Source organism: Micrococcaceae bacterium Sec5.1, assembly GCA_039636795.1.
Classification (GTDB): Bacteria; Actinomycetota; Actinomycetes; order Actinomycetales; family Micrococcaceae; genus Arthrobacter.
On sequence record CP143430.1, the window covers coordinates 3,793,925 to 3,816,822 of the forward strand.

Genomic DNA, 22,898 nt, shown 5'->3' on the forward strand with positions numbered 1-22,898 from the left:
CAGCCTGCCTGGGGCAACCAGCCCCAGTGGGGTGGGCCACCCACATGGTCACACCCACAGGGTGGCGCCAACAATTGGCCGGGCTACCCTCCGCCCGGACCAGGACCAGGACCAGCGGGCGGATGGCCTGCGGCTGGGCCCGGCGGTCCATACTATGGAGCGCCCGGCGGTCCGCCCTATGGCCAACCAATATACGTTGCCCCACCCAAGCCAGGTGTCATTCCCTTGAGGCCCCTGCAATTCGGGGAGCTGCTTGATGGCTCCTTCCAGACCATACGCCGGAATGCCGCCTCCATGTTTGGTTCAGCCCTGATCGTCCAGGCCGTTGCCGCTGCCCTCCTGGGTGTTGTCACCGTCGCCATGTACGAGCTTATGGATTCGTTGGAAGCGACGGATTTCAGCGGGGACGCGGCTGGGTTCTTCGGCCCGTTCGTGGCCGTCATGGCGGGTTCGGTGGGAGTCTCCGTATTGATCGGCTTTCTCGGCGCCGTTCTTCAGGGCGTCATGGTCATTCCGGTTTCCCGTTCTGTCCTCAACCGGCGGACGGGCTTCGGTCAAATGTGGAAGCTTGCTGTCGGGCGGATCTTGCCTCTCCTGGGAGTAGCAGCCGTGCTCACTTTCGGTGGACTGCTGGCCGCAGCTGCCGTCGTCGGGATTGCCGTGCTGTTGTTCACGGCCTTGGGACCGGCTGCCTTGTTGATTGTCTTTCCTTTGGGCTTCGGGGCCGTCGTCGTCTTTGTCTGGATTGGACTGAAGCTCATGTTCGCCCCCGCCGCCATCGTCGTGGAGCGGATCGGCGTCTATGACGGACTCCTGCGATCCTGGCAGTTGACCAAGAGCAATTGGTGGCGCATCTTCGGCATAACGCTGCTGGTGAGCGTCATGGTGGGAATCATCGCCCAGATAGTGCAGATTCCAGCTTCTCTCGCTGCTACCGCGATAGGCTCCGTAGTCTCCCCCCACCCCGACGCCGGGACAGTGGCCTCCACCCTGGTCCTCACGACTGTGATCTCGATGGTCATTGGGGCTTTGGTAGGGTCTGTGACCTTCGCTTTCCAAACATCGGTGTCCGCGCTCATCTATATGGATCTTCGAATGCGTCGGGATGGGCTGGACGTGGAGTTGATGCGCCTGATGGAAAGTGGTGCAGATCCGGAGGGAATCCCCGGTGGTCCTGCCCCACAGTTCCAGGGCAGCACATGGCCCCCTGGCGGCGGACAATGGCCAGGCACTCCTCCCGGGCGCCGGCCGCAGGCATGAGTCAAGCCTTACTCCATGTCATTCCCGCTTTGGCCGGCACTGAGCCGCCGGTGAGTCCGGACCGGGACGAAGCACGTCGTTGGGCCGAGGAGGAACTATCCAAGGCGCAGTATGCCCAAGCCCGGCCCAGTTGGCTGGACCAGCTTTGGCGCGACTTCCTGGACTGGCTCAGCTCCCTGGACGGGGACGGAACTTCCCCGGCCGGCAACATCGCTGTTCCCCTCATCATTGCCTTGGCTGTGGTACTCATTGTGGTGGCTATCTTCGTAGTCCGTCCCAGGCTGAATGCAACGCGAAAAACCTCGGTTGCCGGCATTTACGGCAAGGACTCGGTTGTGGACGCTGCCACATATCGGAAGCTCGCTTTGGCCGCGGCCGACGACGGCGACTGGGCGTCCGCCGTCGTCGATCAGTTCCGGGCCTTGGTGCGCTCCGCGGAGGAGCGCGATGTTATTGAAGCGCGGGCTGGACGGACGGCCGATGAAGCCGCTAATCACTTGGGCCAGGCCTTCGCTCCCGCCCAGCTCCGGCTTGTTGATGCCGCCGGCCTGTTTGATGCGGTCCGCTACGGAGAACAGGCCGCGACACGCTCGGATTATGATGAGCTGCGCAAGCTGGATACAGACCTCCTGGCCCTGACACCTGACTTCAGCGGCCAGTACCAACAGGGATTCGCGGTGCCGCGATGACCCTCCAGGAACAGGTGCCTGAAGCTTTGCAGGAAGGAACTCCTCCTCCACGGCGGACCAGCGCCATGTGGAGTTGGTTCCGAAAGCACCTGGTTTGGATTGCGCTGGGCGTAGTGTTTGCCGCGTTCGTGACGTTCCTGGCAGTGGAGCGGTTCTCGGCGCCCAACGACTCCCGGGCCTTGTCTACCCGTAATCCCGCTCCCGACGGGGCCATGGCGTTGGCCGAAATACTGGGGCGCCACGGTGTTGTCATAACTCCCACCGATACCCTCGAAGACACCTTGACAGCCATTTCCGACGACACCCATACCACCGTGCTGCTCTATGACCCCCGCGGTTTCCTGGACAGGTCGCAGTTGGAAGATCTCAGGTCCGAGGCCGGCCGGTTAGTGGTGGTCGCACCACGACTACGCACGCTGAACGGCCTTGAGCCGGGCATCCGTCCCGGCGGAGTGGTTCCCGAAGCAACGAAAATCCTTGAACCTGGCTGCGGCCAGGAAGACGCAGAGCGGGCGGGAGCCGTTGCAGCACAAGGAGCCGTCTACCTGGGTCCCGTAATTTGCTACGCCACCCGCAGCGATGGACCTGGACTTTATGTGGCCTCGGCGGATGGGCGCGTGGTGGTGCTGGGGAGCACTGAGTTGCTGGAAAACCAACACCTCGCTGCCGAAGGCAACGCAGCATTGGCCATCCGGACCTTGGGAGGCGCGCCCGACTTGGTCTGGTACACACCAGGCCTCACGGATGTAGCGTCCGATAGATCCGCCCCGACGCTGAACGAACTTGCACCTGCATGGCTGGCGTTTGCGGGCCCATGGCTGGGTGTCGTAGCCATCCTTGCCATTCTCTGGCGCGGACGACGCTTGGGACCGTTGGTCTTTGAACCGCTTCCCGTGGTGGTAAAGGCAGCCGAAACGGCCGAAGGCCGTGCACGTCTCTATCAGGATTCACGTGCCGTTGAACCCGCGGCCGACAATTTGCGGGCAGGAACCCTCGCCCGGTTGGCCAAGCATTTCAATCTGGGGACCGACGCCACCGCGGAAGTCATCGTCGACGCCGTGGCCCGGCGCCTTGGACGGCAAGCACCGGCGATCCGGTGGTCGTTAATTGATTCCAAGCCGCAGACAGAAGGACAACTGGTGCAGTGGGCACAACAGATCGAACGAATCGAACAGGAGGCGACGGCCCGATGAGCAACCAGCCGAACAGCTATACGGACAGCAACTACCAATACTCCGGAGGGGCGGCCCATCAGGGGGTGGAGGATCCTGCCCGGCAGTCCCTGTTGAACGTCCGGACCGAGGTTGGGAAGGCCGTGGTGGGGCAGGATCCCACAGTGACCGGGATGCTCATCGCCCTTCTCTGCGACGGCCATGTCCTGCTGGAAGGCGTGCCCGGAGTCGCCAAGACCCTGTTGGTCCGGGCGTTGTCAACTGCCCTGAGCCTGGAAACCAAGCGCGTACAGTTCACCCCGGATCTCATGCCCGGAGACGTCACGGGTTCCTTGGTGTATGACTCGCATTCATCGGAATTCACTTTCCGGGAAGGGCCTGTATTCACGAACATCCTGCTGGCCGATGAAATAAACCGAACGCCACCCAAGACGCAGGCCTCGCTCCTGGAAGCAATGGAGGAACGCCAGGTTTCCGTAGACGGCGTGTCCAGGCCGCTGCCGGCACCCTTCATCGTGGCAGCCACCCAGAATCCCGTCGAATACGAAGGAACCTACCCCCTGCCCGAGGCCCAATTGGACAGATTCCTCCTCAAACTGACCATGCCTTTGCCGGGCAGGGCCGAGGAAATCGAAGTGATCCGCCGGCACGCGGGCGGCTTCGATCCCCGAAACCTCGCCGCAGCCGGCGTGCGGCCGGTGGCTGGCGCCGTCGAGCTTTCCAATGCCCGCGCGGCTGTGGCTCAAGTGGCCGTCGCCCCGGAAATCCTGGCCTACATTGTGGACGTAGTCCGGGCCACCAGATCAGCCCCTTCCTTCCAACTGGGCGTCTCCCCTCGAGGCGCTACTGCTCTTTTGAACACGTCAAAGGCATGGGCCTGGTTGTCCGGGCGGCCCTTCGTGACGCCGGACGACGTCAAAGCGTTATCGTTGCCTTGCCTCAGGCACCGGGTAGGCCTGCGTCCTGAGGCCCAGATGGATGGCATCCACGTTGACGACGTCCTGGGCAGCATCCTCGCGTCCGTTCCGGTGCCTCGTTGATTCTGCCGGTGATGCAAATGATGCAAATGACAGCAATGGCAAGGGTGCCCTGATGGCCATCACGGGTCGTTTTGTGTTGCTGGCAGTTGCCGGGCTGGTTCCGTTGCTGCTGTTTCCCGCGTGGAGCACGGTGCTGCTCGTCGCTATCGGACTGCTGCTGTTCCTGACCCTTGACCTTGTCCTGGCGGCTTCCCCAGCCAAACTGGGCTTGGTACGTCAGCAACCGGGCAACGTCACTTTGGAGAGTCACGTTGATTCCGTCCTCACGGTAACCAACCTGGGCCGCAGGAAGCTGCGGGCGATGGTCCGGGATGGTTGGCAACCTTCCGCTGGAGCCCTTAACCCAGCCCAGCCGCTGGACGTTCCACCTGGCGAACGTCGCCGCATGACGGTGTCCCTGGTGCCACGGCGCCGCGGGGATCTTGAGAGCCCACACGTCACGATCCGCTCCTATGGGCCCTTGCGGCTGGCTGCCCGGCAGCGAACAAGGGCACTTCCCGGGCGGCTTCGAGTGCTCCCGCCCTTCCATTCCAAGCGGCATCTGCCATCGAAACTACGCAAGCTGCGCGAACTTGATGGCAGGGCCGCTGTGCAGATCCGGGGCGCGGGAACGGAGTTCGATTCCCTGCGGGACTACGTTCGTGGCGATGACGTTCGTTCCATTGACTGGCGTGCAACCGCACGTCGCACATCTGTGGTGGTGCGTACCTGGCGTCCGGAACGGGACAGGCGGGTTGTGATCGTTCTGGACACATCGCGAACCGCAGCGGCCAGGATTGACGACGAGCCGAGGCTCGATACTTGGATTGAGGCTGCGCTGCTGCTCGCGGTTCTGGCGGAACGGGGCGGGGATCGGGTTGACTTCCTCGCCTACGACCGGATGCTCCGCGCGAGGGTCGAATCTGCTTCGAAAGGCAATCTCCTGGCCCAACTCGTTCAATCCATGGCGACGTTGGAGGCCGAGCTCATCGAACTGGACTGGCAGCAGATCCCAGGCCAGGTGCGGGCTGTCTCGGCACACCGCTCTCTTGTGGTGCTTTTGACAGCCCTCGACGGCGGCGCCCCCGAGGAAGGCCTTCTCCCCATGGTGGCCCAACTGGTCCGCCAGCACGTAGTGGTGGTCGCATCTGTCCGGGACCCCTTGCTGGCAGCCATGAAAGCCGGACGTTCCACCGCCAGCCAGGTTTTCCGTGCCGCCGCCGCGGAACGCGCACTCCTGGAACGCGCTGCCGTCACAGAACAACTGCGGCAACTCGGCGCTGAAGTGGTGGACGCCGAACCCTCTGAGGTCCCTCCCCTGCTGGCTGACACCTACATCCGGCTAAAAGCGGCCGGACGGCTCTAGGAAGGATTCCAATGAACGAACCTATCTACCGGTTGGCCCTGGGCAATGATTTCACCAAGCTGGCCCCCGAACTCCAGGAGTACTTCTCCCTCGCGGCAGGCTCCGGCTCATATGGAATCGGCGAAGGGGTCTTTGACGTCGTGGGCTGCCAGCAAAAATGGCTGCGTCCTTTGCTGGCCCTGACGGGGAGCGAAGAGGCCTTCTTCCCTGAATACGGCGAAGGCATCCCGTTCCGGATTGAGAACCATGCCCACGTGGATCCCTTTGGCCGGCAAGCCCTCACGGCACGGCGTGAAATCTACTTCCCATCCGGGACACGGTTGTTCCACGACACCACGAGCGCTATCACCACGCCGCAGGCCGGCTCCGCCACGCCCGCACCGATCCGGTTAGTGGACCATGTTGGCCGTTACCGCCGCCTCGTGACGGACCTTGACGTAAATGTCACGCCCAACGGCCGGCTGCGGGGCGTATCGAAAGCCAGCCGGCTCTTCCTGGGCCCACTGCGCATTCCATTGCCGGCGGCGCTGGATGCAAGGGCCTTCGCGGAGCAATGGTGGGACGAGAACGAGGGCAAGCACCGGATCCAGGTCAAGGTCATCCAACCCCAGATCGGCGTAGTGCTGGTCTATGCCGGCCGCTTCGATTACCGGTTGGCGCCCTACCTGCCCGGGGCCGCCCAAGGCACAGCGCTCCCCCGCTATGCAGAACCGGATCGCTGGGAAAAGAGGATCTAGCCCTTGCCGATCAGCCCTGTGACAGTTGGTCCAGGCCGTCGGCCACTTGGGTGAGTCGAGCGAGCACTTCCTTCGCTGTGGAGGGCTTCACGTGGGCGAGTCCCGTTGCCGGCGTCACCCGTAGTGCCGACAACGCCGACGCCGGGAGGCCCAGTTGGCTCCAAGGCCGCCAAATGCTTTCCACGACGTCCGCAGTCCGCGGGAGCATGGCATCAGCGCCCGTTGTGGGCATAGCACCGGCCCACACACGTTTGCCATCTTCCACTGCCCCTGCAAGGTGCTCCCATTGGCGGGTTGTCAACGCCTTCAGCGGCACGGCAACACCGTCGGCGCCCGCTTCGAGTATGCGATCGATCGGCGCCTCGATCTCCGCTACGGACACCACGATTTCGACGGCGCCCGCTGCCCTGAGCGCGTCGATCACCAACCGCCAGGCTCCCGCCACTTCCTCACCGGGGATGGAGCGCAGAGTGCGGTAACCACTCGCCGTCGGGATGGTTCCGCCCATAACTGCGGCAATGTCCGGCTCGTCCAACTGGACCACGACGCCCGCTCCGGGGACAGCTCCCGAGATCCGCTGAAGGTGTTCTGCGACTCCAGCTGCCAGTGACTCGGCAATGTCACGGCGCGCCCCAAAATCGAGAAGGGCTCTCTCGCCGTTGTGGAGGTACAAACCGGCTGCGAGGCTCATGGGACCCATCAGCTGGATCTTGATCCCGGTGGCTGAAACTTCCTCCGTTCCAGCGATGTCGGCCAGGATGTTGACGTCGGTGGCAAGCGCGGATCGTGCCCGCTGCGCGTCCTTTCCTGCCCGGTCCACCAATCTCCATCCGTGGGGTTGAACGTCCACGGCCAAGTCCACCAGCAGCGAAGCTGTCCGGCCAACGGCGTCGGATCCGACACCACGGTCCGGCAGTTCGGGCAGGAACGGAAGGTGGGGGTCGCCCAATTCGCCCCGAATGATTCGCATGGACTCGGCTGGGTCAATCCCGGGCCATGGGCCCAGCGCCGTAGCGCTGACCCGCTGCACTTCTCCTGACATACTTTCAGGCCTGCCGGCTGGAGATCTGGTGATCCTCTGCGATGGCCTCGTGATGGCGGATCACTTCACTGATGATGAAATTCAGGAACTTCTCGGCAAATGCGGGGTCAAGATGCGCGTCCTCGGCCAGGCGGCGAAGCCGGGCGATCTGGGCTGCTTCCCGTCCGGGGTCGCCCGCGGGAAGCTTGTGCGTGGCCTTCAGGATCCCTACTTTCTGGGTGGCCTTGAAGCGTTCCGCGAGCAGGAAAACGAGTGTGGCATCAATGTTGTCGATGCTGGACCGGATGGAGAGCAGCTCATCCATGACGCCGCGATCCACCTGGCCCGCGAGGGAACTCGCTGACGGGTTGAAGGAATCGTCGTCTTCGGGGAGGGCATTGTTCTGCTCGGTCATGATCCCCAGTCTATGGTGTGGGGCCGTAGCCTTGCGGGTGTTACCTGCCGGCGCCGGTAGAACCGTGTTCCCGTCGCGCGAATCGGTGCAGAATGGCAGCATCACTGCACGTCGACCAAGGGAGCTTCCATGAAAATCGCTGTTCTGGGAACAGGAATGGTGGGCCACGCCCTCGCTGGCAAGTTGGTGTTGCTGGGCCACGAGGTCATGATGGGTTCCCGTGAATCAGGCAATCCCAAGGGCGAGGAATGGGCGCAGCAGGCTGGTCCACGCGCCCATGCCGGCTCTTTCGCGGAAGCGTGCGCCCAGTCCGAGCTGATCATCAACGCCACACCCGGTACGGTCAGCCTGGCGGTCCTCGCTGAAGCCGGCGAGGCCAACATCAACGGCAAAATCCTGTTGGATGTGGCAAATGCCCTTGATGGATCCGCCGGCTTCCCGCCATCTCTCACCATCTGCAACACCGACAGCATCGCCGAGACCATTCAACGGACCTACCCCGAGGTACGGGTAGTGAAATCCCTTAACACAGTCAGCGCCCCCGTGATGGTGGATCCAGGGCGCCTTCCGGGCCCACATGACATGTTTATGGCCGGAAACGACGCGGATGCCAAAACCACAGTGTCAGGCCTGCTGCAGGAGTTTGGTTGGGCACCCGAGCACATCAGGGACCTTGGTGGACTCGAGGCTGCCCGCGGCATGGAAATGTGGCTGCCCTTGTGGCTAAGGATCTTCATGCAGCAGCCAAAGGGAAAGATGTTCAACATCGCCATCGTCTCGGAATAGGTCAGGAAGCGCCGTCCGCGATGGAGGCACCGAAGGTCCGCTCCCCAGCGTGGAGAACGGACCTTCGGTGCAACTTCACGGACTTCGCAGCCGCCGGGTTTCTGGGACCTAGCCGCCCAACAGCGCCCGGTGGGCCTCCCGGCGTCGTGCTTGTTCATCAGGGTCCGGAACCGGCAAGGAGGCGATCAGCCGTTTGGTGTAATCATGCTGGGGCGAGCCCATCACATGGTTCCCGATGCCCTGCTCCACCAACTGGCCCTTGTACAGCACGCCAACCCAGTGCGAGAGCATGTCCACCACTGCGAGGTCGTGGCTGATGAAGAGCGCCGCGAAGCCGAACTGCTCCTGGATGTCCTTGAACAAGTCCAGCACCTTGGCCTGCACTGAGACGTCCAGCGCAGAGGTTGGTTCGTCGGCAATCAGCAGACGCGGATTGAGCGCCAACGATCTCGCAAGCGAGGCCCGCTGCCGTTGTCCACCGGACAGCTCGTGCGGGTAGCGTTGCGCGTACGACGCCGGCAACTGGACTGACTCAAGCAGCTCGCCTACCTTTTTCCGCGCCTCAGCCGCGCTGGGCTTCGTGTGGATAATCAGCGGCTCGGCCACGCACTCGCCGATGGTGAGATGAGGGTTGAAGGAAGCGGCCGGGTCCTGGAAAACAAAGCCGATCTCCTTCCGCAGCGGACGGAAGGTGCGCTCCTTGAAGTCCAGCATCTCGTAGCCGAGGACTTTCAGGCTGCCGCCCGTTGTCCGGTTAAGGCCTGCGATTGCCCGGCCAATGGTGGACTTTCCGGAACCGGACTCGCCCACTAAGCCAAAAACCTCGTTCTCCGAGACCGTGAAGCTGACGTTGTCCACGGCTTTGAAGCCATGACGGCCAAACCGGCCGGGGTATTCAATGGTGAGGTTCTTCGCTTCGACGAGGATCTTGCCATCCTGATGCAACCGACCGCGGGCGCCTTCAGAGGCTGAATTCCGGCCCAGGTGCGGCACCGCGGCGAGGAGCTTTTTCGTGTAGTCCTGCTTCGGTTCCGCGAACAGCACCCTTGAGGACGCTTCTTCCACCACGTCGCCCTGGTACATGACCACCACGCGGTCTGCGAGGTCGGCCACGACGCCCATGTTGTGGGTGATCAACACGATGGATGTGCCGTAGTTGTCCCGCAAGTCCCGGAGTAGCTGCAGGATTTCCGCCTGCACTGTGACGTCCAGGGCTGTCGTTGGTTCGTCGGCCACAATCAGGCCAGGGTTCAATGCCAACGCGGCGGCAATCACCACGCGCTGCTTCTGCCCGCCGGAAAACTGGTGTGGGTAGTAGTTGACGCGGGTCTCGGGGTCCGGAATGCCCACCTTTCGCAGCGCTTCCGTGGCCCGTTCCTTGGCCTCCTTGGCAGAAACCCTATGGCCGTCCTTGGCGTGGGCACGGATCCCCTCGGCAATCTGCCAGCCAACGGTGAACACGGGATTCAAAGCAGTGGATGGCTCTTGGAAGACCATGGCTACGTCGCGGCCACGGATCTTTCGTAGTGCGGATTTGCTGACGCTGATCACGTTGTTGCCATTGATCACCACCGCGCCGGAGCTGATGGCAGTTTCCGGAAGCAGGCCAAGGATGGTCTTGGCCGTCACGGTCTTCCCGGAGCCGGACTCCCCCACGATCGCCACTACTTCCCCGGCTTTGACGTCCAGGCTGACATCCTTCACCGCATAGACATCCCCGCTGTCTGTGGCGAAGGTGACTTTGAGCCGGTCAATGGTGAGGACCGGTTCACCGGTGGCCCCGGCATCGGAAATGTTTCCGAGGTTGGTGGTCATGGCTTACCTGCCTCTGAAGATGTTGGAGTTGCCGGGGATTTCGTTGTCCCTGCGCGCTTGCGTCCACGGATCCGGGGATCGTTGAGGTCGTTGATGCTTTCGCCAACCAGGGTCAGGCCAAGGACCGTCAGCACGATTGCGATACCCGGGAAGACACCTGTCCACCAGATGCCGGAGGAGGTATCGGCCAGCGCCTTGTTCAGGTCAAAGCCCCATTCTGCAGCGGACGTTGGCTCGATGCCGAAACCCAGGAAGCCAAGGCCGGCAAGCGTCAGGATCGCCTCGGAGGCATTGAGGGTGAACATCAGGGGCAAGGTGCGCGTTGCGTTCTTGAAGATGTGCCGTCCGATGATACGGAGGCTGGACGCACCCAGGACCTTGGCCGACTCGACGAAAGGCTCTGCCTTGAGCCGAATGGTTTCAGCGCGGATGACCCGGAAATACTGAGGCACGAACACCACTGTGATGGAGAAGGCACAAGAGAAAATACCGCCCCAGAAACTGGACTGGCCACGGCTGATCACAATCGAGATGACGATTGCCAAAAGCAGGGTGGGGAACGCATAGATGGCGTCCGCCACTACTACAAGGATCCTGTCCAACCAGCCGCCGAAGTAGCCGCTGAGCAGGCCCAGTGCGACGCCGAGGAAAAGCGACATTGCCACGGACACGATGATGACGGTCACGGCCGTCTGGGATCCCCACAGGACACGGGACAGGACGTCATAACCGCCCACAGTGGTACCAAGCAGGTGCTTGCCACCCGGTGCCTGTTGGGTGGGGAAGGAACCGGACGCATCACTGAGTTGGGAGTAGCCGTAGGGGGCCAGAAGCGGGGCGAAAATGCTTGTCAGCAGGAACAATCCACTGAGGACAACGCCCACGACCAGCATGCCGCGTTGGAGGCCAACGCTTTTCCTGAGGTGGGACACCACCGGAAGCCGGGAGAAGAGGGGCTGCTTGGGAGCAGTCAGTGAAGGAGTGCTCATGGTCAGTACCTCACTCGGGGATCGATGAGCGCGGCAATGATGTCCACGATGAAGTTGGTCACGGCGACGATGATGGCCAGCAGCACGACAATGCCTTGGACAGCCACAAAGTCACGGGCATTGAGGTATTGCACCAGCTGGTACCCCAGCCCCTTCCACTCGAAGGTTGTCTCGGTCAGGATGGCGCCGCCGAGCATGAGCGCAATTTGCAGGCCCATGACAGTGATGATGGGGATCAGTGCCGGTTTGTAAGCGTGTTTGGTAACCAGCCGGAACTCACTGACGCCCCGGGACCGGCCAGCCTCAATGTAGTCCTTTCCCAGCGTGCCAATGACGTTGGTCCGTACCAGCCGCAGGAAAACCCCGGCGGTCAGCAAACCCAGGGCTACGGCTGGCAGGACAGCGTGGGACGCAACGTCTCCAAGAGCAGCAAAGTTGCCGCTGCGGAGCGCGTCCAACCAGTAGATGCCTGATGGAGCTCCCAGGCTGCTCATGCTCAATTCCGTGCGTGTGGAGGCGCGTCCTGCTACCGGGAACCATCCGAGCCACACTGAAAAGGTCAGCTTGAGAAGCAGGCCCGAGAAAAACACGGGTGTGGCATAGCAAAGAATCGCGAAGAACCTCAGCACGGCGTCGGAGCTCTTGTCGCGGTGTTGGGCTGCGATGAGTCCGAACGGGATGCCGACTGCGAGCGCCACGATCAGGGCGTTGATCGAAAGTTCGAGTGTTGCGGCCCCAAAGGTGGTGAGTACCTCCACGACGGGACGGCGGTCGGTGATCGTCGTGCCAAAGTTGCCTGTGATCAGTTGGCCAAGGTATTCGAAGTACTGGATCAGAACGGGACGGTCATAACCGGCATCGTGGATCCGCTGTGCCAGGACATCCGGTGGGAGGCGTCCGCCCTGGGCAGCAGTGATGGGGTCTCCAATGACCCTCATCAGGAAGAAGACCAACGTCACCAGAATGAAGACGGTGGGGATGATCAGGAAGAACCGGATCACGATGTACTTTCCAAGGCCTCCCCCGGCCTTGGACTTGCTCCTGGGAGCTACTATCCCGGGCTCCGCCTCGGGTACCTCTATAACTGTTGTCATTGTTACCTGTATTTCCTGCCCGTGGATTGCGCGGGATTGGCTCATGCATGCCGGCCACGAGGGTGGTCAGCAAAGGAGGCGGGACACCGGATCAGTGTCCCGCCCCTTTCCATCACAGTGGTGTGGTTACTTGGAAACTGTTCCGAGGCGGAACTTGAAGGATGCGTCCAGCGTCTTGTCGACGCCGTTCACGGTACTTCCGGCCACCGCGACTTGAGCGCCCTGCAGCAGGGGCAGGGTTGAGATGTCTTTGGCCAATGCGTTCTGGACATCCTTAATGTCTGCTTCCCGCTTGGTCTTGTCAGCCTCGGTCAGCTGCTTGGCGATCAAGTCGTTCACAGTGGGGTTGTTGTAGTGGTTCTTCAGGAAGCCGCCCTCCGGGAAGAACGGAGTGAGGTAGTTGTCGGCGTCGCTGAAGTCGGGGAACCATCCAAACTGGAAAACGGGATACTCGTCAGCACGGCTCGCCTTGCTGTAAGTAACCCATTCCGTAGACTGCAGATTGACCTTGAAGAGGCCGGACTTCTCCAGCTGCTCCTTGATCATGGCGTACTCGTCGCCTGAAGATCCGCCATAGTGGTCCGGGTTGTACTGCAGGTTCAAGGCAACGGGTTCGGTAATTCCGGCGTCCGCCAGGACCTTCTTTGCCTTGTCCAGGCTCGGCTTTCCGTTATCTCCATAGGCATCCTTGAACGATTCGTTGGCGCCGAGGAATCCGCTGGGCACGTTGGAGTACAGGGGCAGGTAGGTGCCCTTGTAGACCTGGTCGGCGATGGCTTGCCGGTCCACGAGGTTGGCTACGGCCTGCCGGACGGCGAGCGCCTTGGCGGTATCAGCGCCGGCTGCCTTGGTGCCGAACGGCATGGTGTCGAAGTTGAAGGTGATGTAGCGGATCTCGCCGCCCGGTCCCGTCAACACCTTGACCTTGGAGTCTTTCCGAAGGTCGTCAACGTCCGTGGCACTGAGGCTGCGGAAGGCGACGTCGATGTTGCCCTGCTGGATGTCCAGCTTGAGGTTGGTGGGGCTGGCATAGTACTTGATGGTCGCTTCGTCGTTGGCGGGCTTGCCAAGGACACCCTTGTAGTCACCGAAGGCCTTGAAGCTGACAAGTTCGTTCTTCTTGTAGCTATCGATCGTGTATTGGCCGTAGAAAGCCTTTGCCTTGATGATCTCGTCGTCCGGAAGGACCTTGTCCGCCGGGAAGACTTCGTCGTCAACAATGGGCGCGGCAGGACTGCTGAGGATCTGGCTGAAGGTCTGGTCATTTGCGTTCTTCAGCTTGAAGACCACCGTGGTGGCATCAGGAGTGCTGACACTCGCGATGTTGGTCAGCAGGGACGCCGGGCCGGCGGGGTCGTTGATCGCAACCTGTCGGTCGAACGAAAACTTGACGTCCTTGGAGTCCAGCGTGTGTCCATTGGCCCATTTCAGGCCCGACTTGAGTTTGACCGTGTATTCCGAAGGTGCCGTGAACGAGGACGACTCCGCAAGGTCCGGGACCGGTTCAGCACCCCCTGGCTTGGAGTTCAACAGGAACGAGTAGATCTGGTTCATCACCATGAACGAACCATTGTCATAGGATCCGGCCGGGTCCAATGACGTGACTTTGTCTGTGGTGCCGTAGGCGATCGGGCCGGCGGCAGCCGGGGCGGACGAGGAACCGCCGCCGGAGGGGCCCGTGCATGCAGTCAAAGCGAGGGCGGAAACGCCCGCCAGCGCGATAACGCCATGCAGGGCCTTCTTCTTCAGTGCCATCTGTGAACCTTCTGTTCGATGGATTAGGCGCACCGCCGTGGGATATTTGTGACGGGGCGCACTCTTGATTCCACGATTCAATCAGACTTCAGCGCCGCCGGGTCCTTGATTTTATGATTCGAGACACAATATTTACCTACGAGTAGGTTTTCCGGGGGACGCCAAAGGATTGCCACTGAAGGATCCCCGGAATATCTTTATTCCGAGTTGATAAGCGCTGATCACGGACAGACGGAATGCGGCCGTGGACAGCATCCAGGCGGCGGTTCAGGGGGCCGCCGCGGTAATGGGTGCAAGTACCAGTCCTAAGGACAGGAACATGAGCAAGGCAGCCCTCTGTGTGGGGATCAACAAGTTCAAGTATTTACCCGAATCGAGCTGGCTTCACGGTTGTGTTAATGACGCTGAAGACCTGGCCGCCCTCCTTGAGGCGCAGTATGGGTTCGCCTCCTCCAGCATCAAGGTCCTGAGAGATGCCAAGGCCAACAAAAAGTCCGTGATGGCTGAACTCAACAAGTTGGTCGATAGCGCGGTGGACGGAAAGTCCGACCACATCGTCTTCACCTTCTCCAGCCATGGCACGCAGATACCTGATACCAGCGGCGATGAGATGGATCGGCTGGACGAGGCCTTCGCCTGCTACGACATCAACAATGCCGGCGACTCATGGGACCCGGAGACGGTGATCAGTGACGACGAGTTGGCAACGCTCTTCGGGCGGCTGCCGGAGGCCGTCCTCATGGACGTCGTCCTGGACACTTGCCACAGTGGCACTGGACTGAAGTCCCTGGACCTCTTGCCGGGCCGACGCCCGCGTTTCCTGCCTGCCCCAACGCCCCGGGCTGTGGTCGCAAACGAGTCCAGTGACTCCCGCACCCTTCGCGACCTTGTGAAATCAGCAAAGTTATCCAAGCCCGTGCTGATGGCAGCCTGCCGATCGGATCAGACGGCTGCGGACGCCCTGATCGAGGGCCGCTACAACGGAGCCTTCACCTATCACTTTGTGAAGACCCTGCAGGGCAACGGCACAGCAGGACGGGCGGAAGTACTGAAGCTGGTGAGCAAAGGGCTCAAAGGCGGCGGTTTTGATCAAGTCGCCCAATTGGAAGGCACGACGGCGGCACGCAAGGCTGCGTGGGGCAGCTAACTTTCGCTCGTGTCACCTCAGGGGCACCAGCTGTTCCCGCGACCTTATTCCGCGCCCCTATTCCCCCGTGCCGTGGAACTTGTCCCTGACACCGGAAGACGCGGCTTCCTCGGCGTCGTGCTGTTGATCGGAACCAAACAGCATTCCTTGCCGCTCCCGGTCCATCACCGGTTTAAGGGCGGCATACACAAGCCGCCCACCGGCGTCGAATCTGAGGACTCCTCCTCCACGGACGTCCACGAATTCCCGCCGCGTCTTCAGGCCAAGGCGGACGTAGGCCTCCCTACGGCTCATCCGCACCGTTTGAATGAATGATGCCCCGATTTCGGAGATGATGAAGCCGTCCGGTGATACGCGTTCGGACGTACGCACCCTGGTGGAGCTCAGCGGAGTACGCCGCTCCAGCCGGGCGGCGTCCAGGAGCCTCGGGTTTTCCCACACGAAGCGTTGGACTTCCTGGGGATCGGACCCCAGTGCCGAAAGCCGGATCGGATAGCGAAGCCCTTGGTAGTTATCCACCCCGCTGATGTTGTTCAGCGACACCCGGCGGATCCCAATGGCCGAGAATTCCGTTTGGAGGGCATCCCGATACCCGTAGGTGTCTTCCGGGACCATGTCCAGATCCGCGGCAATGATGCCGCGCAAGAGGTCCCGCCAGGTTACGTCCACGGGTGGCATGTAGGAAAGGCCCCTGATCACCATGCGCAGGACCCTCGTGGCCACAATTGAACCGGATTCAGCTTTCTGCTGCAGGCTTTGGTTGTCCCCAAAACGGGCATTTCTTTCCGACCACAACCGCTGGACGGCCCGGAGTACTGCCCCAACCACCACAGCCCCGCGGGCGTGCGGGTCCAGCATGGTTTGCCAGCCCTCAGGAACGGAGCCAACAAATGGTTCCCTCAAGGGACCACGGGCGAAAAGGTCCCTCGCAAAGTCAAAGAGGGACCTTATCAGGATCGCGTCGTCCACGATCTGCCCTGCCTCAAAGCCTTCCCCTGCAGCTTCAAGTTCCCGGAAGACCACCTCACGGGAAGAAAACACCGACAGTATGGCCACCAGGTCTGCCAGTGCCTCGTGCATGGCAAGTTGCTCCATGGTGGCCAGCTGGTCTGCCCATGCTGGCCGGAAGCCGTCAAGGATCGCATGGGTGACTTCGTGGGCAACGATGTCCCTGTACAGCGCAGTGGGTACTTTGTAGCCCATGCGGTCCACTGAACCGAAGCGGATGGTGTTGGTACCGCGCTCATATCCGGTATCAATGGCTGTCACACGATCCCGTGCCTTCAGGACCACCCGCCCCTCCGGGTTCCAGGGCATCCGCCGGCCGAGCGTGGATTCGAAGATATCCAAGGTGCTCATGGCCACGCCGTAGACGTGCTGGGCAAGGAAGCGAGTATCGTCCAGGAGTTCGCGAAGGTCCGTGGGCGGAGGTTCTGAAACCAGTTGCCAGGGGTCGCCTTGGCGCGTCAGGGTAACTGGCGAGACATTGGTTCCACGCCACTTCCGGATGTGGATCGCGTAGCGGTGCCCAGTGGGACCACGCCGGAGCCGCTCTACGGGTATCCGCACTTGGGCTGTCAGCGGTGGCGCCCCGCCGCTGCCTATCGGCCCCTCTGCAAGCACTATCACGGAGACCATCTGCCCGGCTTTGATGTCTCCAGGGCTCTTCTTTGGAAATGCCACAGTCATCGCCATCCCGAGTGCGGACCCCAACATACCGCAGCGGTGCGCTGCTTAGGCCAGTATGGGGGCCCTCAAACCCGGAGGCAATAATGCGATAACGGCTAGAGAATTGCCCTCTGCAGGGAACGAGCGGCGTCGATGGTTGCCTGTCCCAGTACCCGGGTGCCCTGATACAGCACAACGGTCTGACCAGGTGCCACTCCACGCAGCGGTTCGGTCAGGGTGACCACCAGTTCGGCCCGCTCAACACCCTCGTCATCGGCAACCGGCTCAATGTGTGCACGGGCCGGCACAGGGTCACCATGGGCCCGCACCTGGGCGTGGCACTCGAATTCCGCACCGGTCCCAACCTCGGAGATGGGCAAACCAGCCCAGGACACCTTGATTCCACGGATTTCATCGATGGCAAGCAGCGCTTCCGGCCCCACAACAACCTTGTTTTCCTTAGGCCGGATTTCCAGGACGAACCGGGGCTTGCCATCGGAGGCCGGGGTGCCCAGCTTCAGTCCCCGGCGCTGGCCCACGGTGAAGGCGTTGGCACCCGGGTGCTCGCCTACCTTCGTGCCAGTTTCGTCCACGATGTCGCCAGTTGTCATTTCGATTTTCTCGGCCAGCCAGCCACGTGTATCTCCGTCGGAGATGAAGCAAATATCGTGGCTATCCGGCTTGTTGGCCACCGACAAACCACGCTTTTCGGCCTCGGCCCTTACTTCGGCCTTGGAGGGGGTGTCCGCCAGCGGGAACATGGAGTGCTTGAGCTGCTCATGCGTCAGGACGCCCAGGACATAGCTTTGGTCCTTGGCCCAGTCGGCCGCACGATGCAGTTCGCGGTTGCCGTCCGCATCTTCGATTACCTTGGCGTAGTGCCCGGTGCAGACAGCGTCAAAGCCCAGGGCAATGGCCTTTTCCAGCAAGGCAGCAAACTTAATGCGCTCATTGCAACGCATGCACGGGTTCGGCGTGCGCCCGGCAGCATATTCGTCAATGAAGTCCTGAACGACATCTTCCTTGAAGCGTTCGGAGAAGTCCCACACGTAGTAAGGAATCCCCAGGACGTCGCAGGCCCGCCACGCATCACGGGAGTCTTCAATGGTGCAGCAGCCCCGGCTTCCGGTGCGAAGGGTGCCAGGCATGCGCGACAACGCAAGGTGGACTCCGACGACGTCGTGTCCGGCCTCGACGGCGCGGGCGGCTGCCACGGCGGAGTCGACTCCGCCGCTCATTGCTGCAAGTACTCGCATGCTGGCTTTCTGTGTTTTAGGGAGTTTTGGATATTGATTCCGGCTGAGGCGAGCCGGCACACCCAACTATTCTAGCTCCCGCACCAATGCCCGCGCTAAATCCCTTGACTGGCCATAGGACCAAATCTAAAGTCAAAGTAAGTTGTTTTAGAATATGCCAACACAAAGGTGGGCTGAAATGACACACGAACGGATGGTCATCGCCGGCGGCGGGCTGGCCGGTGCAACCACAGCAAAAACCCTTCGCTCAGAAGGCTTTACTGGACCCATCACCCTCCTGGCATCCGAGGAACGGATCCCTTACCTTCGGCCACCTCTGTCCAAGGAGTTCCTTCTGGGCAAGGCCGACGAAGATAGCGTCCCGGTGATGCCGGCCGGCTGGTACGAAGAAAACGACGTCGAACTCCTGCTGGGCAACCCCGCAGTGGGCATCGATGCGCGAAACCGGACCGTAACCCTTCACGACGACCGAACCCTTGACTACGCCAAACTGCTGATAGCCACCGGAGCGCAACCGCGGCAGATTCCGCTGCCCGGCGCCGAGTTGGAGGGCGTGATGACTTTCAGGACCTTTGAGGACAGCCTGCGCCTGCAATCCCTGCTCAGGGACGGCGGCAAGCGTGTTGTCATGGTGGGTTCCGGATGGATCGGCATGGAGCTGGCCGCGGCTGCCCGCAGCTACGGCAATGATGTGGTCCTGCTCGGTTTGGAAGAAATCCCCCTCAGTGCCGCCATCGGCCCCGAACTGGGCAACTACTTCCGGGCACTCCACGAAGAGAACGGCGTGAGCTTCAGGCTGCCTGCGAGCGCTGCTGCCATAGAGGGGAAGGACGGCCAGGCCTCCGCGGTGCGAACCAACACGGGCGAAGTCCTGCCCGCAGATATCGTCATCATTGCGGTTGGGGTAGTGCCTGACACATCGTTGGCTGAGACAGCAGGGCTACGCCTGGACAACGGAGTCCTGGTGGATTCCGCACTTCGCTCAAGCGCCCCGGACATCCTTGCAGCAGGTGACGTTGCGAACGCCCTGCATCCCTTCACCGGAGAGCATCATCGCAGTGAGCACTGGGCAAACGCACTTAACGGCGGCAAAGTGGCCGCCAAGACGATGCTGGGCCAAAATGCCGCCCTGGATGTTGTCCCCTATTTCTATACGGACCAGTTCACGCTCAGCATGGAATACTCGGGTTTCACCACTCTGACCTCCGGCGTAGAGCCTGTAATTCGCGGCTCGCTCGATGACGGCAGTTTCATCGCGTTCTGGATGCGCGATGGCCAGAAGGAGCAGGGCGAAGTGGTGGCCGGCATGAGCGTGAACATGCGCCGCGTGCAGAAGCCGATCAAGTCGCTGATTTCTGGCCGGGTGCCCGTAGACGTAACCCGCCTGACAAATCCCGATGTTCCCCTTGAGGAGCTTTTGCCTGGCGACTGATTTCCTGGCTAAAACTCCGTGGTGCCCCGTCGCGCTACCGTTGCCGCTGTCTGGATGCTGGATTCATGACCGGCCATGCCTGCTTGGCGAGCCCGCGAACACGCCTCGGGAAGCGCCTTTAGCAGGGCATCGACGTCGGCATCTGTTGAGCTGTGCCCCAGGGTGAATCGTTGGGCACCACGGGCAGTATCTTCATCCAGCCCCATGGCCAGGAGGACGTGGGAGGGGCGGGGCACCCCTGCCGTACAGGCCGAACCCGTAGATGACTCAACACCTGCGAGGTCCAGAAGGAACAGCAGAGAATCTCCCTCGCAACCGGGAAAAGTAAAGTGGGCGTTGCCGGGCAGCCGACCGTCCCCGGGTGCCCCACGGAGCACCGCGTCCGGCACGGCCTCCCGAACCCCGGCAATGAGACGGTCCCGCAGCCTGCTGATTCGCTCGGCCTCCGTGGCCAGATTAGCCGTAGCGGCCTCCGCAGCCGCCGCGAAGGCGGCAATGGCCGGCGTATCCAATGTTCCCGAGCGCACATCGCGCTCCTGCCCGCCGCCGTGTTGAACCGGAGTCAACTTGATCGCTCGCCCAAGGAACAACGCGCCGACTCCGACGGGTCCGCCTAGTTTATGCCCTGACACTGACATCGCGGCGAGCCCGGACGAGCGGAAGTCGACCGGAACGGAACCGAATGCCTGGACAGCATCCGAGTGCACGGGAATGCCGTATCGGCTGGCCAGTTCCACGATCTTTGCAACGGGCTGGATGGTGCCCACTTCGTTGTTGGCCCACATCACCGTGACAAGCGCAACGGAGTCGGGGTCGCGCTCCAGTTCGCGCTGCACGGCATCGAGCTGCACCGCACCTTCTGCATCGACAGGCAGCCACACGGCTTCGGCCCCCTCATGACGCTCAAGCCACTCCACCGTGTCCATGACCGCATGATGTTCGACGGCGGAGCACAGGATTCGGGTCCGGCGTGGGTTTTCGTCATGGCGGGCCCAGAAAAGGCCCTTGACGGCCAGGTTGTCGGCCTCAGTCCCACCCGAGGTGAAAATTACCTCGGACGGGTGGGCGCCAGCGGCCGCCGCCAGCGTTTCGCGTGCATCTTCAACGGCGCGCCTTGCCCGACGCCCGGCTCCATGGAGGGAGGACGGGTTGCCGGTTCGCGCCAGCTCGCGCGTCATGACCGCAAGGGCTTGGGCCGACATGGGTGTGGTGGCGGCGTGATCGAGGTATACAGGCACGTTGTAATTCTACCGGCGGCGTAATTCCATCGACGGCGTCAGTGTCCAGTTTTGGGGTCAGGTCTAGCGACGCGGTTCCAGGCTGCTAATCCTGGCACAACAATGACCAGAACCAGGTTCCGGAAGGACGTTGTCAGCACTAAGACCGGATGCGGTGGCCGCACCCTTAAGGAATGCGCCATTCATGGCGCAGACCACCTCCTCATGATCCTGCGAAAGCCGATGGAAAGGGCAGTTAAGCAGGCGGTATCCTCCGGCGTCATCAGCGGTTGGCTCATAGCCAAGGTCCGCCAGGGCACCCAGGAAATCGCCGGGCCGGCCCGCTTCCTGGCCCTTGCGGTCGGCAACATCCATCAAAGCGTCCCGCACGGGCAGCTCGCCTTTGAGGGAACGCGTGATCGCTGTAGCCATCAGATCCCCAGCGAGATCGTACTGGCGCTCAGGGACTGAGGCCACAACCTCGTCCATGGCCGGGCGGTAGAGCTTGGCAGGCCGGCCGGAACCGGGCCCGGCTTTGTCGGAGGACTTTCTGAACTCCACTTGCAGGACGCCGTCCTTGACCAACCGATCCAAATGGAAGGAGGCCGTGCTTCGGGGAATACCGAGGGCACGGGCCGCTTCGTCCCGCCCTACGGCATCAGCAGAGCCGCGCACGTAGGCGAACAACACCCTCCGGTTGTCGTCGTCCAAAGAGGCGATCGCCGAAATCCTTTGGAGCCAAGAGTGGCGTGCAGTGGTCATACAGCCAGAATATCTCTAAAAACAAGATTCGTTGCTTAATCTCAGAAGGAGATCTAAAATCAAGATACCAATTTTTAGAAAGGAATGCGTCATGGAAGCCGCAACCACCCACATGAGCCCCAAGTCCAGCCGCAGCGACCTCCGGGACCCTTCCCGGCAGGCCTTTGTCCTCCTGAGGACGATCTTCACGATTGCCCCGATCATTTTCGGGCTCGACAAATTCACCAACCTCTTGGTGGACTGGACGGTCTACTTGGCGCCCGCAGCCACCGCCGTGGTACCTGTTTCAGCCCAGACCTTCATGTACGGCGTGGGGGTCATCGAAATTATCGCCGGCATCGTGGTCGCCCTGCGGCCGCGCTGGGGTTCCCTCGTTGTCGCTGCCTGGCTGCTCGGCATCATCGTCAACCTACTGGTGCTTGGCTCGTTCTTCGACGTCGCACTGAGGGACTTCGGCCTGCTGGTGGGAGCGCTCGCGTTGAACCGTCTTGCCACCGTGTTCAAGAAATAGCAAAGCGTCAAAGAAACAAACTCACCCTGGTGGGACCACGGCCAACCGGGACTGGACCTCAGCCCTGGCCTTGGCCAGGGTCCCACTATCCGGACATGCAACTGATACATACACAGAGGAAGCCGGGCTGCTGAAAAGTCTGGCGAGTACCAGGGCAGCGGTGCCGCCGGAAGCCGGAGCTGATTCCAAGGCCAACAATTCCACGTGGCGCTCCGGCTTGCCGGAATCCTGGCCCCAGCGCAATGAGGACGGCTTTAGCTTCTCCACAGCGATGCCCGGATCCAAGTAGCGGAACAGTTCCTTCGTGGACGCGGCGTCATCGCCCGGCACCACCAATGGCCTCTGATTAACGCTGACCCGGACAACCACCACGCACCCATCAGTCTTCGCGTACCGGGTTTCACCTTGCAAGCCGGAGTGCACAACGGACCATCCCTGCACCTCTTCAAGGCGGCTGGACACTAATACCGGATCTCCAGGCGCCAATGTTCCTCCCGCACTCAAAGGCAGGTCCTTCGCGGCGAGAGCCTCAGCATCATGTCCGGGCGTGATGGTTGGGGTGGACAGCGTCGACTCGGAAGGTGAAGGCTTCGGTGCTGCGGGATCAGGCACGTTCACACTACATCCGCCAAGCAGGGCACCCAAAACAGCCGGCACACCCAAAACAGCAATGGCAGCCCAACCAGGCCTGGCGCCCGCCATCGCGGGGGCCTGACTTCGCGCAACCCTCCGTACCATCGGCGATCCTCTCTTTTGGCGGCGAGTCTTTTTGCTGGGAACCATTTCT

General features: G+C 61.8%; 21 protein-coding genes. 10 read left to right on the plus strand and 11 right to left on the minus strand.

Annotated features, from left to right (window positions below; translation table 11 throughout):
• Nucleotides 1–225 precede the first annotated feature (225 nt).
• Genes VUN82_17255 through VUN82_17280 form a run of 6 tightly spaced genes read left to right on the plus strand, consistent with a single transcriptional unit; the run spans nt 226 to nt 6,243 of the window.
• Nucleotides 226–1,260: a hypothetical protein gene (locus tag VUN82_17255; GenBank protein XAS70827.1), complete on the plus strand. Its 1,035-nt coding sequence runs from the start codon at nt 226–228 to the stop codon at nt 1,258–1,260.
• Nucleotides 1,257–1,949: a DUF4129 domain-containing protein gene (locus VUN82_17260; protein XAS70828.1), complete on the plus strand. Its 693-nt coding sequence runs from the start codon at nt 1,257–1,259 to the stop codon at nt 1,947–1,949. Before VUN82_17255 ends, VUN82_17260 begins: the two co-directional genes overlap by 4 nt.
• Nucleotides 1,946–3,142, plus strand: a complete 1,197-nt coding sequence (locus tag VUN82_17265) for a DUF4350 domain-containing protein (protein ID XAS70829.1) — start codon at nt 1,946–1,948, stop codon at nt 3,140–3,142. Before VUN82_17260 ends, VUN82_17265 begins: the two co-directional genes overlap by 4 nt.
• Nucleotides 3,139–4,161, plus strand: coding sequence for a MoxR family ATPase (locus VUN82_17270; GenBank protein XAS70830.1), 1,023 nt, complete (start codon nt 3,139–3,141; stop codon nt 4,159–4,161). Before VUN82_17265 ends, VUN82_17270 begins: the two co-directional genes overlap by 4 nt.
• Before the next feature lie 52 nt (nt 4,162–4,213).
• Nucleotides 4,214–5,506, plus strand: coding sequence for a DUF58 domain-containing protein (locus tag VUN82_17275; GenBank protein ID XAS74726.1), 1,293 nt, complete (start codon nt 4,214–4,216; stop codon nt 5,504–5,506).
• Nucleotides 5,507–5,517: 11 nt separating this feature from the next.
• Entirely contained in the window at nt 5,518–6,243 is a 726-nt protein-coding gene (locus tag VUN82_17280) for a DUF4166 domain-containing protein (protein ID XAS70831.1), read from the plus strand.
• Nucleotides 6,244–6,253: 10 nt separating this feature from the next.
• On the opposite strand, the gene VUN82_17285 is transcribed toward VUN82_17280, so the two are convergent.
• Together VUN82_17285 and VUN82_17290 are read right to left on the minus strand one after the other, a co-directional pair.
• Complete coding sequence (locus VUN82_17285; protein ID XAS70832.1) at nt 6,254–7,285, minus strand: hypothetical protein; 1,032 nt, start codon at nt 7,283–7,285, stop codon at nt 6,254–6,256.
• A 4-nt stretch (nt 7,286–7,289) separates the two neighbouring features.
• Nucleotides 7,290–7,679 carry a chorismate mutase gene (locus VUN82_17290; protein XAS70833.1) on the minus strand — a complete coding sequence of 130 codons (390 nt, stop codon included), beginning with the start codon at nt 7,677–7,679 and terminating at the stop codon, nt 7,290–7,292.
• Nucleotides 7,680–7,808: 129 nt separating this feature from the next.
• Here VUN82_17290 and VUN82_17295 point away from each other — a divergent pair, with 129 nt between their 5' ends.
• Nucleotides 7,809–8,465, plus strand: a complete 657-nt coding sequence (locus VUN82_17295) for an NAD(P)-binding domain-containing protein (protein XAS70834.1) — start codon at nt 7,809–7,811, stop codon at nt 8,463–8,465.
• Nucleotides 8,466–8,573: 108 nt separating this feature from the next.
• Here VUN82_17295 and VUN82_17300 read toward each other — a convergent pair whose 3' ends face one another.
• The 4 genes from VUN82_17300 to VUN82_17315 all read right to left on the minus strand — a co-directional run bounded on the left by VUN82_17300 (nt 8,574) and on the right by VUN82_17315 (nt 14,118).
• Entirely contained in the window at nt 8,574–10,280 is a 1,707-nt protein-coding gene (locus tag VUN82_17300) for an ABC transporter ATP-binding protein (protein XAS70835.1), read from the minus strand.
• The gene (locus tag VUN82_17305; protein ID XAS70836.1) at nt 10,277–11,269 is read right to left on the minus strand and encodes an ABC transporter permease; all 993 of its coding nucleotides are present in this window, start codon (nt 11,267–11,269) and stop codon (nt 10,277–10,279) included. Before VUN82_17305 ends, VUN82_17300 begins: the two co-directional genes overlap by 4 nt.
• Before the next feature lie 2 nt (nt 11,270–11,271).
• Entirely contained in the window at nt 11,272–12,363 is a 1,092-nt protein-coding gene (locus VUN82_17310) for an ABC transporter permease (GenBank protein ID XAS70837.1), read from the minus strand.
• Between the two features lie 126 nt (nt 12,364–12,489).
• A complete protein-coding gene (locus VUN82_17315) occupies nt 12,490–14,118 on the minus strand; it encodes an ABC transporter substrate-binding protein (GenBank protein ID XAS70838.1) in 1,629 nt (542 codons plus the stop codon).
• A gap of 319 nt (nt 14,119–14,437) precedes the next feature.
• Here VUN82_17315 and VUN82_17320 point away from each other — a divergent pair, with 319 nt between their 5' ends.
• Nucleotides 14,438–15,265, plus strand: coding sequence for a caspase family protein (locus tag VUN82_17320; GenBank protein ID XAS70839.1), 828 nt, complete (start codon nt 14,438–14,440; stop codon nt 15,263–15,265).
• A 57-nt stretch (nt 15,266–15,322) separates the two neighbouring features.
• On the opposite strand, the gene VUN82_17325 is transcribed toward VUN82_17320, so the two are convergent.
• Together VUN82_17325 and mnmA are read right to left on the minus strand one after the other, a co-directional pair.
• A complete protein-coding gene (locus VUN82_17325; protein ID XAS70840.1) occupies nt 15,323–16,954 on the minus strand; it encodes a hypothetical protein in 1,632 nt (543 codons plus the stop codon).
• Between the two features lie 95 nt (nt 16,955–17,049).
• Nucleotides 17,050–18,171 carry a tRNA 2-thiouridine(34) synthase MnmA gene (gene mnmA / locus VUN82_17330; GenBank protein ID XAS74727.1) on the minus strand — a complete coding sequence of 374 codons (1,122 nt, stop codon included), beginning with the start codon at nt 18,169–18,171 and terminating at the stop codon, nt 17,050–17,052.
• Between the two features lie 196 nt (nt 18,172–18,367).
• On the opposite strand from mnmA, the gene VUN82_17335 reads away from it, so the two are divergent.
• On the plus strand, nt 18,368–19,621 hold the full coding sequence (locus VUN82_17335) for an FAD-dependent oxidoreductase (GenBank protein XAS70841.1): 1,254 nt from the start codon (nt 18,368–18,370) through the stop codon (nt 19,619–19,621).
• Nucleotides 19,622–19,629: 8 nt separating this feature from the next.
• On the opposite strand, the gene VUN82_17340 is transcribed toward VUN82_17335, so the two are convergent.
• Both VUN82_17340 and VUN82_17345 read right to left on the minus strand, forming a co-directional pair.
• A complete protein-coding gene (locus VUN82_17340; GenBank protein ID XAS70842.1) occupies nt 19,630–20,859 on the minus strand; it encodes a cysteine desulfurase family protein in 1,230 nt (409 codons plus the stop codon).
• A gap of 63 nt (nt 20,860–20,922) precedes the next feature.
• Nucleotides 20,923–21,600: a helix-turn-helix domain-containing protein gene (locus VUN82_17345; GenBank protein ID XAS70843.1), complete on the minus strand. Its 678-nt coding sequence runs from the start codon at nt 21,598–21,600 to the stop codon at nt 20,923–20,925.
• Nucleotides 21,601–21,691: 91 nt separating this feature from the next.
• Here VUN82_17345 and VUN82_17350 point away from each other — a divergent pair, with 91 nt between their 5' ends.
• Entirely contained in the window at nt 21,692–22,111 is a 420-nt protein-coding gene (locus tag VUN82_17350) for a hypothetical protein (GenBank protein XAS70844.1), read from the plus strand.
• Between the two features lie 21 nt (nt 22,112–22,132).
• Here VUN82_17350 and VUN82_17355 read toward each other — a convergent pair whose 3' ends face one another.
• Complete coding sequence (locus tag VUN82_17355; protein ID XAS70845.1) at nt 22,133–22,723, minus strand: hypothetical protein; 591 nt, start codon at nt 22,721–22,723, stop codon at nt 22,133–22,135.
• Nucleotides 22,724–22,898: the final 175 nt, after the last annotated feature.